This is a genomic window from Lacibacter sp. (assembly GCF_035299325.1).
Taxonomy (GTDB): Bacteria; Bacteroidota; Bacteroidia; order Chitinophagales; family Chitinophagaceae; genus Lacibacter.
This window is the reverse complement of record NZ_DATGWT010000041.1, coordinates 158,515-174,414: the sequence shown is the minus strand read 5'-3', so window position 1 is coordinate 174,414 and position 15,900 is coordinate 158,515. Positions and strand designations below refer to the sequence as shown.

12 protein-coding genes are annotated in these 15,900 nt (G+C 40.6%); all 12 read left to right on the top strand.

Annotation, left to right across the window (positions count from 1 at the left end):
• Positions 1 to 24 precede the first annotated feature (24 nt).
• The 12 genes from VK159_RS22630 to VK159_RS22575 all read left to right on the top strand — a co-directional run bounded on the left by VK159_RS22630 (position 25) and on the right by VK159_RS22575 (position 15,898).
• Positions 25 to 3,396 (top strand): vitamin B12-dependent ribonucleotide reductase, encoded by a 3,372-nt coding sequence (locus VK159_RS22630; RefSeq protein ID WP_324232453.1) that lies wholly within the window; start codon positions 25 to 27, stop codon positions 3,394 to 3,396.
• Positions 3,397 to 3,939: 543 nt separating this feature from the next.
• On the top strand, positions 3,940 to 5,298 hold the full coding sequence (locus tag VK159_RS22625; RefSeq protein WP_324232452.1) for an alkaline phosphatase D family protein: 1,359 nt from the start codon (positions 3,940 to 3,942) through the stop codon (positions 5,296 to 5,298).
• A 31-nt stretch (positions 5,299 to 5,329) separates the two neighbouring features.
• Complete coding sequence (locus tag VK159_RS22620) at positions 5,330 to 5,812, top strand: YcxB family protein (RefSeq protein WP_324232451.1); 483 nt, start codon at positions 5,330 to 5,332, stop codon at positions 5,810 to 5,812.
• 140 nt (positions 5,813 to 5,952) lie between these two features.
• Positions 5,953 to 9,087, top strand: a complete 3,135-nt coding sequence (locus tag VK159_RS22615) for a T9SS type A sorting domain-containing protein (RefSeq protein ID WP_324232450.1) — start codon at positions 5,953 to 5,955, stop codon at positions 9,085 to 9,087.
• A gap of 130 nt (positions 9,088 to 9,217) precedes the next feature.
• The gene (locus VK159_RS22610) at positions 9,218 to 11,467 is read left to right on the top strand and encodes a TonB-dependent receptor (protein WP_324232449.1); all 2,250 of its coding nucleotides are present in this window, start codon (positions 9,218 to 9,220) and stop codon (positions 11,465 to 11,467) included.
• A 30-nt stretch (positions 11,468 to 11,497) separates the two neighbouring features.
• Positions 11,498 to 11,797, top strand: coding sequence for a 2TM domain-containing protein (locus VK159_RS22605; protein ID WP_324232448.1), 300 nt, complete (start codon positions 11,498 to 11,500; stop codon positions 11,795 to 11,797).
• A gap of 28 nt (positions 11,798 to 11,825) precedes the next feature.
• Entirely contained in the window at positions 11,826 to 12,464 is a 639-nt protein-coding gene (locus VK159_RS22600) for a hypothetical protein (RefSeq protein WP_324232447.1), read from the top strand.
• Between the two features lie 64 nt (positions 12,465 to 12,528).
• Positions 12,529 to 13,116, top strand: a complete 588-nt coding sequence (locus tag VK159_RS22595; RefSeq protein WP_324232446.1) for a hypothetical protein — start codon at positions 12,529 to 12,531, stop codon at positions 13,114 to 13,116.
• A 2-nt stretch (positions 13,117 to 13,118) separates the two neighbouring features.
• Entirely contained in the window at positions 13,119 to 13,775 is a 657-nt protein-coding gene (locus VK159_RS22590) for a hypothetical protein (protein WP_324232445.1), read from the top strand.
• Entirely contained in the window at positions 13,768 to 14,052 is a 285-nt protein-coding gene (locus VK159_RS22585; RefSeq protein ID WP_324232444.1) for a transcriptional regulator, read from the top strand. The genes VK159_RS22590 and VK159_RS22585 overlap by 8 nt, the downstream gene beginning before the upstream one ends.
• Positions 14,053 to 14,109: 57 nt before the next feature.
• Positions 14,110 to 15,045, top strand: a complete 936-nt coding sequence (locus tag VK159_RS22580; protein WP_324232443.1) for an ABC transporter ATP-binding protein — start codon at positions 14,110 to 14,112, stop codon at positions 15,043 to 15,045.
• Positions 15,023 to 15,898 (top strand): ABC transporter permease, encoded by an 876-nt coding sequence (locus VK159_RS22575; protein ID WP_324232442.1) that lies wholly within the window; start codon positions 15,023 to 15,025, stop codon positions 15,896 to 15,898. Before VK159_RS22580 ends, VK159_RS22575 begins: the two co-directional genes overlap by 23 nt.
• Positions 15,899 to 15,900: the final 2 nt, after the last annotated feature.

The following is a 15,900-nucleotide window of genomic DNA, read 5'->3' as shown; positions in this document are numbered from 1 at the left end:
CTAACCCAAAACTTACAGATCAAAATGGCCAGCAAAAAGAAACAAGAGCAGGGGCTGAAGTTCAGCCGCCGGTTCACAAAAGAAGGTGTTACACCCTTCGACCTGTTTGAGTACGATTACCGTACTTCTGTGATTCGCAATCCATCTGGAGAAGTTGTGTTTGAGATGAATAATGTGGAGGTGCCGAATCATTGGAGTCAGATCGCAACAGATATTTTGGCGCAAAAGTATTTTCGTAAGGCTGGTGTACCGCAACCTGATGGTTCATTGGGTCGTGAAACATCTTCTAAGCAGGTGGCACATCGTATGGCCAATTGCTGGCGGGTTTGGGGTGAACGTTACGGCTATTTTGCAAGTGAACAGGATGCGCAGATCTTTTACGAAGAGCTGGTGTATAGTATTTTAAACCAGGTGTGCGTACCTAACAGTCCGCAATGGTTTAATTCGGGTTTGTATGAAAGTTATGGCATCAAGGGTAAGCCACAAGGCCACTACTATGTTGATGCGAACGATGGTGAATTAAAGAAATCAACTTCTGCATATGAGCGTCCTCAACCACATGCCTGTTTCATCCTCAGTGTGAGTGATGACCTGGTGAATGAAGGTGGTTTGATGGATCTGTGGGTTCGTGAAGCAAGGATCTTCAAATATGGTTCCGGTGTTGGTACAAACTTTTCTACCATTCGTGGCGAAGGTGAAAAACTCAGCGGTGGTGGTACATCAAGTGGTTTGATGAGCTTCCTGAAAATCGGCGACCGTGCTGCAGGTGCTATTAAAAGCGGAGGTACAACACGCCGTGCTGCTAAAATGGTTTGTCTCGATTTAGATCATCCTGAGATCATGGACTTCATCAATTGGAAAGTTGAAGAAGAAAAGAAAGTAGGTGCATTGATCAATGCAGGTTATGCTTCTGATTACGAAGGGGAAGCTTACCGCACTGTGAGTGGACAAAACTCAAACAACTCTGTACGTATACCAAACGAATTCTTTGAGAAATTAGAGAAAGGTGAAGATTGGGAATTGAAAGCACGTACTGATGGTCGCACCATGAAAAAGATTCCTTCACAGGAAGTATGGAACCAGATCGCTTATGCTGCATGGCGTTGTGCTGATCCGGGTACACAGTACGATACCACAATTAATGAATGGCATACTTCACCAAAAGGCGGACGCATCAATGCATCGAACCCTTGCAGTGAATATATGTTCTTAGATAATACTGCCTGTAACCTTGCATCAGTAAACCTTCGTCGTTTGTTTGATGAAGAAACACAAACCTTCGATGTACAGGGCTTTGAATATGTATGTCGTTTGTGGACAGCAGTATTGGAAATTTCTGTGTTAATGGCACAGTTCCCATCAAAAGATGTTGCACAACTTTCTTACGATTACCGTACACTTGGTTTGGGTTATGCCAACCTTGGTTCTATGCTGATGGTAATGGGTATTCCTTATGACAGTGAAGAAGCACGTGGTATTGCCGGTGCATTAACAGCTATTATGACGGGTATCTCTTACAAAACATCTGCAGAGATGGCTTCATTCCTCGGCGCCTTCCCACGTTACGAAGAGAATGCTGAAGATATGTTGCGTGTAATGCGTAACCACCGTGCAGCTGCTTACGATGCTGAAGAAGCATACGTAGGATTAAGCATTAAGCCATTAGGTATTAAAGCACAATACTGTCCTGATTATTTATTGACAAGTGCCTGCAAAAGCTGGGACGATGCAGTAGAAATGGGAGAGAAATATGGTTACCGTAATGCACAAACAACTGTAATTGCTCCAACAGGAACAATTGGTTTGGTCATGGATTGCGATACAACAGGTGTTGAACCTGATTTCGCTTTGGTGAAATTTAAAAAGCTCAGTGGTGGTGGTTATTTCAAGATCATCAATCAATCTGTACCTGCGGCTTTGAAAAAACTCGGCTATACAGAAAGAGAAAGCGAAGCCATTGTAAAATATGCAGTGGGCTCAGCTTCTTTGAATGGTGCCCCGCATGTAAATCCTCAAAGCCTCAGCGAAAAAGGATTTATTGCTGAAGAGATCAAAAAGATCGAGGCGTCACTTGCAAGTGCATTTGAAATTGGATTTGTGTTCAACAAGTATGCATTGGGCGAAGAGTGTTTGCAACGTCTTGGTTTTACTCCTGATCAATACAATGATTTTGAATGGAGTTTATTGGAAGCATTAGGATTTACTGACGAACAGATTGCTGAAGCAAACGATTATATCTGTGGTACCATGACGGTTGAAGGTGCTCCTTTCTTAAAACTGGAACACTATCCTGTATTTGATTGCGCAAACAGATGCGGTAAAAAAGGTCAACGTTATATTCATCATAGCGGTCACATTAAAATGATGGGTGCTGCACAACCATTCCTGAGTGGTGCTATTTCAAAAACCATCAACCTTCCAAACGAAGCAACAGTTGAAGAAATTGCTGATGCTTATTACGAAAGCTGGAAGCTTGGATTGAAAGCATGTGCATTATACCGTGATGGTTCTAAACTTTCGCAACCGTTAAGTACAAAAGGAAGCGACAAGAAGAAAAAAGATTCAACTGAAACTGCAGCAGAAGAAACAGCTGCAATAGCCGAAAGCAATATTGTTGATATGGCTAAGCTTACAGTAGAAGAACTGCTGGAAGAATTGAACAAACGTGTACAGGCTTCACCAGATACAAAACTGAAACGTCAGCTTGCACGCATTGTTGAACGCAGAACATTACCTGCTAAACGTAGAGGCTTTACACAAAAAGCAAAAATTAACGGGCAGGCACTCTTTTTACGCACAGGTGAATACAACGATGGTACACTAGGAGAGATCTTTGTTGATCTGGCAAAAGAAGGAAGTACATTAAAAGGATTGATGAACAGTTTCGCCATTGCTATTTCTGTTGGTTTACAATATGGTGTTCCGTTAGAAGAGTATGCAGAGAAATTTGTGTTCACCAAGTTTGAACCAAGCGGTATGGTAGATCATCCGAATATTAAATCAACCACTTCAATTGTTGACTTTGTATTCCGTTGCCTGGCTTATGAATATTTAGGACGTACTGATCTCGTTCATGTATTAGATAAACCTGAGATCAACAATACGGGTATGGATGATTGGGATGATGTGCCGACAGGCTTGGAATACGAAAAAAAAACTCCGGAACTAAGTGATGTAAGAGTGGTAGGTTCAGTACCCACCACGCCACAGGTGCAGAAGGCACAACGTGTTGCTGCAAATCCTGTGAAGATGGATAACGGTCTTGATGCAGTGAACATGGCAGCGAAGAGTATGCAAAGCGATGCGCCGGCCTGTAATACTTGCGGACACATCACCATCAGGAGTGGTACCTGTTACAAATGTTTGAATTGTGGTAACAGTATGGGTTGCAGTTAATGCAATCGCTCAACAACAAATCTCAACAGAGGTTCCTATAACAAACGCTCCGGTTCTCCGGAGCGTTTTTATTTTACCGGGGATAGTCAGAAAACTGCGTAATTACCGAAACGGCATTCGTAACAACACAAAGTAAATGTGCTCTTTTGAAACTTTTTTTAAGGGATACTCTTAGTTTGTAAAATTCAATGGCCCGATTTTCGTTATCATATTACCGAAAGGACTATTTTTAAAACGTATTAAATCCGTACCAATGAAAAGAGCAATCGTTTATACTCTATTGCTGTTAAGTGTTTTTTATCTGAGTAGCTGCAGCAGGTCTCTGACGCCTTATGAAGCTGCACATGGATCATTCCGTAAATGTATGCGTGTCAGATAACTCATTATACCCCCCCAAACCGGGGGGATTTTTTTGTCCTTTCCATTCCCCATCTATTGAAAATTAATGGGCATATAACAGGAATCAGCCCGCTGCACAGGCTTGGCATGTAAACTTTATTTACATTGCAGCTCCCGGAAACGGGGTTACTTATACTTACAATTATGAGAAGTTTATTTTGCAGGGCACTGCTCCCTGTGTTTCTTTTTCTTTCAATTACTGCAAAGGCACAATTGGTAAGTGGTCCCATGTTGGGTCCTGTTGAACTACGCACAGCTAAATTGTGGATCGAAGTAAAGCCCGGTAGTGATGTTGTATTATTATACTGGAAAAAGGGAAACATCAACTCTTATAAATCTTTGCAGAGAAAAACGGATCGTAATGAATGGTTTTCGCCACTTGTATTTGATCTTGTTGGGCTGGAGTTGAATTCAACGTACGAATATCAATTCTTCATTAATCAAAAAATGATTGCAAAACCAACAAAAGCAACTGGATCATTCACCACAAAGGAATTATGGCAATGGCGTAAACCTGCGCCCGATTTTTCTTTTTTAACCGGTTCCTGCGCTTACATTAATGAACCTGCTGTTGATCGCCCGGGAAAACCTTATGGCGGCGATTCATCCATCTTTGAAAGTATGGCAAAAGAAAAAGTGGCTTTTATGCTTTGGATGGGCGATAACTGGTACACACGTGAAGTAGACTATTACGACCAATGGGGTTTATGGAACAGAGCCAGTCACGACCGTTCCGTTCCTGTGTTGCAAAACTTTCTGAGATCAACTTCACATTATGCGATGTGGGATGATCATGATTATGGGCCGAACGATATTGGTTCAAACTATATTCTTAAGAAAACTTCACGTGATGTATTCAGCAATTATTGGTTAAATACAAGCTATGGAATGAATGGTGAAGGAATTTACTCAATGATCAGTTATGGCGATGTAGATATTTTTATGATGGATGACCGCTGGTGGAGAAGTGCCGATAACATGAAAGATTCAATTGATGGCAAACCAAATCCTGATAAATTGATGTGGGGTAAACAGCAATTGCAATGGCTGAAGAATTCATTGCTGTTCAGTCGTGCACCATTCAAGATCATTGCAAATGGCAGCCAGGTGTTGAATCCTGTTTCACCATTTGATAAATTACTTGACTGCCCGGTTGAGTATGAAGAGTTGATGAGTTTTTTACAAGTAAATAAAATTCCGGGAGTGTTGTTTATGAGTGGTGATCGTCATCATACAGAAGTGATCAAAGTAAACAGGCAAGGGGCTTATCCTTTGTATGATATAACAGTATCGCCTTTAACAGCTGGCACACACAAGTTTGGTGCAGCTGAAGCCAATAACCCTTACCGTGTTTTTGGAATCGATGAAAAACAGAACTATGGTAAATTTAATTTCAGTGGGGCAAGAGGCCAACGCAAACTCACTGTTGAATTCTTTGGTGTGAAAGCTGATAAGTTGGGTGAATGGAGTGTAACTGAAAATGAATTAAAATATCCACGATAAACATTAATTGAACGAATAAACAGAAGCAAGTATGAATATTTCTTTCCGGTACGATCGAAAAAAAGTGATCCAGGCATTACGTTATCATTTTATTTCTAAAAAAGAAATACGTATACTTATTATATTAGTGAATGTGTTTGCATTGTTTGCAGCAGGCATGTTCTTCTGGAAAAAAATAGCACCCGTTGCATTTCTGCTTAGTTCGTTTTTATGGTTTTCTCTCATGGCTTCATTTTGGTTCATTCTGCCATTTACCGTTTACAGCCGTGCAAAAACATTCAGGGATTCATTTAACCTTACTTTCCTCGATACCTATATGCATATCGAAAACCCAAACGGTAGTAAGGACTGGAGTTATAAGGCGTTCAAGTACTTTATTGAAACACCCAACTTCTTTCATCTTTATATCGATGAACGTTCCTTCTTCCTGATTCCCAAAGATGCTTTTACTGCTGAAGATGGCACCCACAATGCAAGAACATTACTTAGAGAAAAGATAGGGCAGAAAAAATAACCTGTTTGTTCTTCTCCTTGTTTTATGTGACAACTGTAAAATAAAACCCTCTATACTCAGATTGTAGATTCTACTACATAGCAACTAAAGGCTACTACTTAATTTTACAGCGTATTCATTACCTGAGTAAAACCTTTAAAATGAAATCCATATCCCGGTATTTCAAAGGGCTGATATTGCCCTTTATTTTTTTGCTTCATACCTATGTAAGTCATGCTCAATCTCCCGGATTAATTGTTCGTCCTGCAGGTGCTGCAGGTCCGGTTGTTCTCAATCCCAATCAGGATTTTTTTAGTTCTGCAACATCTGGAGGCTTTACTACAAGCGATATTACTCAAAGTGAAATATTGTATAAGATTATTAAACCGGTAATGATTGAACCAACAGGCGACCTTGCTACAGGACCTGATGGTGGTTATTCTGATATTGTAAAAACCGTTGATAACAGCGGCTGTTATATCTACAATGATGGAACAAATCTCTTGTTCCGTTTACGAATTGGCAGTATTGTTAGTGGTGCAAAGGCGTATAATATTTTAATTGATACTGATCTGAAGCTTGGCGCATCGGGTTCTGCTGCTGATCCCAATTATGTGGCTCCAACAAACAGTGGAAATGGTAACCCCGGTTTTGAACTGGAAGTGGCGCTCGAAACAGGTACAAATGGGCGTGTGGCTATTTATAATGTGGATGGTATTGTAAACCCAACTGCAAGCAACACTTATTCTCTTGCAACCAATCAATTGATCTCTGTTGCACTGAGTCGAGAATCAGGTAATGCAGATTATTTCTATGATTTTTTTGTACCCATGTCAGCATTAGGTATCACAGCATCAACACCAATCCGTCTAGTTATTTCAACAAATACAAATCCAGGGTCGGCATTCCAGGGAACACGTTCTGATATTTATGGTTTGAATGATGATAATTTTACAAATACAACAGATGCCTGGGAATTTTTAGGCGAGAATACGCCAAGCTTTACATTGACCGATATCACCTCAGGTGGCTCTGGCCCTTCTGATGCATGTACTCCAGCGCCAGCTGTAAATACAGGTATTGCTTCGGGATCAAACGTGAATATTACCGGCACGTGGACAAGACTTGATGCAACTAAACCTTCAACCGCTACTATCTCAGTTTATAAAAATGCTGTATTGGCCGGCACAACAACTGCAACAAGCGGAAGCCCGTGGACTTATATCATTGCAAGCGTTGCAAGTGGAGATATTATTACTGCAAAAGCACAATCAACCGGCGAGAGTATGTGTTTAACAAGTAACAGTGTAGCGGTAACAAGTTGCTCTCCATCAAATGTTTCAACTAACACAACAACCGTCATTACTTGTATTACGAATAAAGGGATACAAGGAACAAAGCCGGCTAACGCACGAATCAAATTATATACAATTGCAGCGGGTGGCAACCTTGTTTTATTGGCGGATGATGCAACAACAACATTAAAAATTACTTATAACCAAACAACTGATCCTTCAGGTACTATTTGGGAATATAACAGTACAAACAATGGCGGACCAAACGCTGCGTGTACCGGTGGTGCGAATGATATGACATCGTCCAGTTATGCATTCTCGGTAATTGAATCAGGTAAATGCGAATCCGCACCTGCCTTCAGTTGTTTAACACTCACACAAACCGCAGCGCCAACAATTACGCAAACAGTTCTCTATCCGGGCTCAACTATTAGTGGAACAGCAGTAACGGGTGCTACTGTACGTTTATTTGTAAATGGATTTATTGTTGCATCAACAACAGCTTCAGGAAGTGCGTATAGTTTTTCCAGTCAAACATTTCAAACTGGTGATGTAATTACTGTTCGTCAACAGGCAAGCGGACAGTGCATTAGTACAGCAGCAACGTTAACGGCTACCTGTTTTACATCTGCACCAGTTATTACAACAGATATTCAAGGTAATTTAACCGGAGCTGTAACAACAGTTACAGGAACTTCATCCGAACCTGCAGGCACAACTATTCGTGTGTATAATGCATCGAATGTTTTACAAGGTACAACAACCGTTCAGGCGAATGGTACATGGTCTGTAACTGTTGCTGCGTTGGTAAACGGAACAAGCTATTATGCAACGGCACAAAACGGAAGCTGTTCTGTTAGTGCCAACTCTTCGTCTGCAACAGCAAGAGCTGCGACCACTGTTTGCCCCACGATCACCGGATCATACACCGAAGGCCATACATCCGTATCAGGAACCATCACCGGTCCGTTTACGGGTACAGTTTATTTGTACCAGGATGGAGGATTGATTGGCTCGGTGGCACTCTCTGCTCAATCAGCATGGACAGTAACCGTGTCAGCATCTAACCCATTGTATGCAGGCGGAGTATTAACTGTAGGTGCGCAGGCAACAAGCAGCACATTAAACACCACATGTGGTTCTACCACAACTGTTTCCTGTTCTGCTCCAACAACACCGTTGATCAGTCCAACAACATCATCGATCTCCGTTGGGCAAACGGTTACCTATACTGTATCAAATACGCAGTCAGGTGTGTTATATATTGTTGAAGATGCAGGCAGCGGATTAAGTTATGCAACATCAGAATTTGGAAATGGTGGTGCAGAAACAATCACTACACAAACATTCACATCACCAGGTACATACAATATTGAAGTTGTTGCCGATAAGTTATCCGGCTCCGGTTGTTTATCTGTAGCAACGGCGTCAATTACTGTTTCAGGTACGTTGCCTGTTCAGTTGCTGTCGTTCAATGGACGTTTATTGAACGGACAATCACAGTTGAACTGGAGAACAGCTACTGAGATCAACGCAAGTCACTACCTAATTGAAAGAAGTGGCGATGGGATTAATTTCCTTTCCATTGGTTCGGTAAAAGCAACCGGAAATTCAGTTACTGAAACTGCTTATCAATTTGTAGATGCATCTCCACTTGCAGCTTTTAATTACTATCGCTTGAAGATGGTGGATGAAGATGGTAAATCAAGCTACAGTGCAATTATCAAATTGTATAGTAATGCATCAACCAAAGTGATCGCATCACCTAATCCTTTCGACCAGGTAATAAATATACAGGCAACACTTGAAGTAAGCGGAGATGCGTATATCCGTTTATTCGGTCAACATGGAAGGATTGTTTACACTACCATCAGATCGCTGTTTAAAGGGACGAATGCAATTCAGTTAAATAATCTTCCTCAGTTGCCAGCAGGCAATTATATTTTAGAGGTAAGAGCAGGTCAACTTAAAAGCTCCCAACTTCTCCTGAAAAACAAATAAGCAAACGAAGTAATGAAAAATGCCCCCAGATCCCGGGGGCATTTTTGTTGCAATTACTTCCAAAAAAATCTGGATCGAATATTTGGTTTATAAAATAAACTAGTCTATGTTTGTGATCTATTTATAAGAAATGAAAGCATTAACCTTATTCATCAGCCTCATCATCACTCAGCTTGTAGTTGGGCAAACCAGCATCAGTGGTACCGTTATGGACAATAAAAAGAAACCGGTTCCCGGTGCTTCAATTGCCATTAAAGATTCTTACGACGGTGCCACTGCTGACTCGGCCGGTCGTTTTCGCTTTAAAACCACCGATAAAGGAAACCAGATCATCATTATTACAGCCATTGGATTTAAAACGGTAGAGTTGCCGGTTGAACTAAAAGGCGGTGATCTTCAATTGCCGGTTCAGTTAAAAGAAGAAGTAACGGAAATGAGTGCCGTAGTGATCACGGCCGGTGCGTTTGAAGCAAGTGACCGAAAGCGTGTGGCAGCTGTGTTATCATCCATTGATATTGTAACAACAGCCAGTGGTAATGGCGATATTACCGGTGCTTTGAAAACATTACCCGGCGCACAACAGGTGGGAGAGAGTGAAGGTTTGTTTGTTCGGGGTGGTACTGCTGCCGAAACAAAAACATTTATTGATGGAACACTGGTGAACAATTTTTTCTTTAGCAGTGTGCCCGGCATTGCACAACGTGGCCGTTTCTCACCATTTATTTTTAAGGGAACAGTTTTCAGCACAGGTGGTTACAGCGCATTGTATGGCCAGGCATTATCATCGGCATTAATTTTAGAATCAATTGATCTTCCTGAGCAATCATCTGCAACGTTGAATCTTTCTGTTTTGGGTATCGGCGCAGGATTTCAAAAACTCAATAAAGAAAAAACTGCATCATGGGGTGTGAATTATAACTACTCGAATCTTACAGCTGCATTTGCAGTGATCAAACAGCAGCAGGATTATTCAAAAGCGCCCAACTCACATAATATTGATGCAAACTTCCGCATTAAAACATCAAAGAATGGAATGCTGAAGTATTATGGTTTTTATCTCACGAATAGTTTAGGCTTTACACAAAACAGTCTTGATTCAGTTGGTTATAAAGATCGCTTTGGCTTGAGCAATGGTAATATGTATCACAACTTATCGTGGAAAGAAAGTTTAAAGAATAAGTGGAAGTTGCAGGCGGGAGTATCTGTATCAACTAATAAAGATGATATCCGCTTTGGTATGCAGGATGAAGATAAAAATGATGTATTGCTGAGTGGTCTTGAGTTCAAACAATTTGATATAAACAGCAAAGGCTTTTATGCCAATGGGCGTTTGGTATTGGAAAAGAAATTCAGGGCATTGAATGCATTACGTTTTGGAGCTGAGTATAATCATAGTGATGATAAAAGTTTGTTTACAGCTTTTAATGGTTCAAAATTCAGAACACGTTTGATCGAGAATGTTTATTCCTTATTTGCAGAGCAGGATGTTTACTTAACAAATAAACTGGCTGCAAAGTTTGGCGCAAGAGCTGAGTATTCTGCTTTACTTGATAAAACAAATCTTGCCCCTCGTGTATCATTGGCTTACAAACTGGGCAAAGAAAGCCAGGCATCATTAGCGTATGGCATTTTTTATCAGAACCCCGAGTTGCGTTACCAGCCAACGATTGCACCACTTACATTCATGAAGGCAACGCATTATATTGCTCAATACCAGAAAACAACAAATCTTACCACATTCCGTGTGGAAGCATTTTACAAACAGTATGACAACCTGATTAAGACATCAAATATCAATGGTCGTGAACTTGGCAGCAGCAACAATGGTTTTGGTGATGCAAGTGGATTTGAATTATTCTGGAGAGATAAGAAAACTGTAAAGAATCTCGATTACTGGATATCTTATTCATTCCTTGATACCAAACGTGATTTCTTAAACTTCCCAACAGCCATTACGCCAAACTTTGCTGCAAAGCATACAGGATCGTTGGTGCTGAAGAAGTTTGTAACCAAGCTTAAATCGAACCTCAACTTTTCTTACAATTATGCAAGTGGCCGTCCTTATTATAACATTCAATACGATCAAAACACAAGCAAACCTTTCTTTGCTGATAAAGGACGTATCCCTGATTACCACAACGTAAGTTTTTCAGTGAACTACCTGCCTTCGATCGGTAAGAAAGATGCAAAAGCATTCGCCGTATATGTGTTGAGTGTAAGTAATGTTTTTAATATTAAGCAAGTGTATGGTTATAACTATTCGTACAATGGTCAACGGAAAACAGAATTAGTGCCGCCATCACGTATGTTCATTTTCATTGGTGCTTTCATCAGCTTTGGTGTTGACCGTACTGATGATGCTATCAACAATAATTTATAAATCATCATTCATCATTCAACTTTATCAAACATGAGCAATTTTCAACGAATCCCTGATTCAAACGAAGAAAAAGACAAACAACTGTGGGAGATCGCACAAAAACGTGCATCATTCAAACAACATCTGATCACTTATTTGCTGATCAATGCTTTCTTCTGGATCTTATGGGCAATTAATGGAGCAAAGCATTATGGTGGCGGTGTTCCCTGGCCGGTATGGCCAATGCTTGGTTGGGGTATTGGTATTGCATCACATTACTTTGGTGCATACGTTTATCCGAAAAGCAACAGTGTTGAGCGTGAATATGAAAAACTAAAAAACAAACAATAAAATTTTATCATCATTCTAATTATTAGTTATGAAACAAGTACTTCTTGCTGTTCTCTTCGCTCATCTTTTTACTGCTGCCATTGCACAGAGCGAACGTTATACCGGTGCCATGCAAAAAAATATGCAGGCTATGGGCGAAGCAAAAACACCCGATGCGATGCTGGATGTAGTAAATGCATTTGAACGTATTGGCAATGCAGAGAAAAATCAATGGCTTCCGTTTTACTATGCAGCAGTTGCACAGGTGTGGCATGCATTTATGACAAACGATCCAAAACAATTCGATCCATTGGCAGATAAAGCAACTATATTCATCAACAAAGCAGAAGAGTTTGAAAAAAATAATTCGGAGATCGCTTTGGTGAAGGCAATGATTGCAACAGTAAAAATGAGTGCTGATCCCATGACCAGGTATATGCAATACGGTGCCATCATACAGGAGAACACGGCATTGTCGAAGAAGCTTGATCCAACTAATCCACGCCCTTATATGTGGGAAGCGCAAGGTATCAGCCGGACGCCAGAACAATTTGGTGGCGGATGTGCAAAAGCAAAACCAGTGTTTGAAGAAGCAGTAAAACTCTTTGAAACATTCAAGCCTGCATCAGCATTGCATCCAAATTGGGGTAAAGAACAAAACGCACAGGCACACGCAGCGTGTAAATAATGTGTATTAGTCCCGGAGTAAACACTTCGGGACTCCCTTATTTTTGACGTTTAAACAATTATACATGGAGCAACAGGATTTCTCAGCTAAAGACAGCTTGCAGCTCATTGAATCAATGATCAGCAAAGCACAAAACCGTTTTAATGAAAACGGTCATCTGTATTTATTATGGGGATGGGTTGTTCTTGTATGCAGTATTATCAGTTTTATTTCGGTTTATTTCTTTGGCAATTTTAAGAACCTCATGTATGTATGGATGCTCACCATTCCTACTGTTATTTACCAGATGATCTATCTGTCGAGAGTAAAGAAAAGTACAACAGTACGAACTTATACAGATGACATCAATAACTATGTATGGTTGGTATTTGTGATCATGGGTTTTTTGGTGGGTATAATAATTGGACGCAGCGGACAGCCGCAGTTGTTTAACCCGCTTATTCTGATGTTATATGGTATGCCAACATTTTTATCAGGTATTATTTTAAAATTTGTTCCATTGCGTATCGGCGCTATCAGCTGCTGGGTGTTGGCATTGGTCTCTGTTTTTATTCCCTATGAATTTTCATTTCTGTTATTGGCATTGGCAGTAATTACCACCTGGATCGTTCCGGGTTATCTTCTTCGTTCACGCTTTCAAAAACAACATTGATCATGCAGGAAAAACCATTAACGGAACAGGAAAGTTTAATGATCATTCAGCAAATGATCAACCGGGCAAAAAGTGATTTTGTTGATACAGGTATTGGTCCGATACTGTGGGGAGCTGTTATCACTTTCTGTAGTCTCGTCCAATTCTGCATCATTCATTTCAGATGGACGATGCCGTTTGACATTTGGTTATTGGCATTACTGGCTATTATTCCACAGATATTTATTTCGATTCGTGAACGTCGTGAACGTAAAGCAAAAGGTTGGGATGATGATGTGATGGGATATGTTTGGCTTTGTTTTGGTATTGGTGTATTTGTGATCAACTTTATAAATAACGTAGCAGCCGATGCATTTAATCCAATCGTATCTGATTACCGTGAGATCACCGGCAAAGCAGATATTCCTAACTTCTGGACTTACGGCTCTGCCTACCTGCTGTTTGTTTTTGGTTACCCAACGATTGTAACAGGGGCTGCACGAAAGTTCAGACTGATGACCATTGGTGGTATTGTTTGTTGGCTTAGTGCCATCATCAGTGCATTCACCATTACCAAATTTGATTTTTTATTAATGGCTGTATCCGCAGCATTGGCCTGGCTGGTACCCGGTATTATTCTCCGTAAGAAATACCTGCAGGGAAAACAACAACATGTTTAAGGAACTCGATCCCATATTACACTCGCAATTACGGCTCGCCGTTATGAGCCTGCTCATTGGCGTTAAGGAAGCTGAGTTTACCTTCATCAGAGAAAAGACAGGCTCTACTGCGGGCAACCTGAGTGTGCAGATCAGTAAACTGAAAGAAGCCGGATATGTTGATGTGATCAAGCAGTTCAAAGACAATTATCCGCAAACCATCTGCAAAATTACTCCGGTTGGAATAGCTGCTTTTGAGACCTATGTGAAAGCATTGCAAACTTATCTCCCCAAATAATTTTTCCGGTAAATCCAACCTTATCTTTACTTGCGTGTTACTACAGCAGTAAAATTTATGGAATCAGTCATTAAGGTTTCTCATCTCAGTAAGGTTTTCAGCGAAATAACAGCGGTAAGCGATCTTTCTTTTACTGTACAGAAAGGTGATGTGTATGGTTTTCTTGGCCAGAATGGTGCAGGTAAATCAACCACTATCCGTATGTTGCTTACACTCATTACACCTACGAGTGGTTCCATTGAAATTTTTGGTTATGATCTGTACAAACATCGCAAAGAAATTCTGCGTAATACAGGGGCGGTAATTGAACGTCCTGATCTCTACAAATATTTAACGGCATACGAAACATTGCAACTGTTTGCAAAAATGAGCGGCGTAAAACTTACGAAAGCAAACTTTATGGATCAACTCGAACTTGTTGGTCTTGCACAACGTGCCAACAGTAAAGTGCGCACGTTTTCACAAGGTATGAAGCAGCGTTTAGGTATTGCTGTTGCATTGGTGCATGATCCGCAGTTGATCATGTTAGATGAACCAACGAATGGATTAGATCCGCAGGGGATTGCTGATATGCGGAATCTTATTCTGATGCTGCGGGAAAAAATGAACAAGACCATTCTTGTATCATCGCACTTGTTAAGTGAAGTGGAGCAGATCGCTAACCGCATGCTCATTATTGATAAGGGAAAGAAATTGGTGGAAGGGACAGTGGCTGAGTTATTCCATCCCGATGATACGGTGGTATATATTGAAACAAATGATCAGACAGGTTGTGAGCAATTGCTCACACAAACAACTTATGCAGATAAGCTGATGGGTGTTGATATGGGTGGTATAGAATTGAAGCTGCGAAAAGAAGAAGTGCCTGCATTGACAAAATTGTTGGTTGAAAATAACATCAGTGTTTTGGGTATTACAGCAAGGCATTCATTGGAAGATTATTTTTTAAAGATCACAACAGCGAATCAACATGTGGAGCCTTTTAAAAATTGAATTGTTCAAAGTATTCAAACGTCCACGCACTTACATTGCGTTTATTGCGGTGTGGGCCATTGTGTCGCTGATACAGCTGGCCATTTATGTTGATGGTGCCAAGTACATGGATTTTGTGTTAAAAGATGTGAAAGATAATTTTGATGTGATCGGCAATCCGCTCAATGGATATTTTGTTTGCTTTGTCATTTTACAAACATTGCTTATACACGTACCACTGCTTGTGGCATTGGTTAGTGCAGATATGATTGCAGGTGAAGCAAACATGGGCACCCTTAGGTTACTGATCACAAAACCGGTGAGCCGTACAAAACTGTTGATGAGCAAATTCATGGCATCGGCTATTTATGCCATTATTCTTCTTATCTGGATCGCTATACTCGGTTTGTTTTTATCAATGGCCATATTCGGTACCGATGGTTTGATGAATGCAAAAAGTTACGAGATCATTATCCTGAATGGCAATGATATTTTCTGGCGCTATCTATGTGCATTTGGTTATGCAGCAATAGCGCTCATCACAGTTTCATCACTTGGATTTTTCTTTTCCATTTTTGCAGAGAATTCGCTTGGACCAATTGTGGCGACAATGAGTGTGATCATTGTATTTACCATCCTCACCACCTTGGATATCCCGATGTTTCAAAATGTTAAAGATTTTTTCTTTACCTCGCATATGATCGGTTGGAAAGGATTTTTTGAGATGAAAGTAGATGCAGATGGTATGTCTATTCCTGGTACCATTCGAAATTTGCCGGCAGTTTTACGAAGTGCAGGCATCCTTTTGTTACATATTTTCATCTTCACAGGGTCGGCCATCTTTATTTTTAACAGGAAAGATGTGTTGAGTTGATA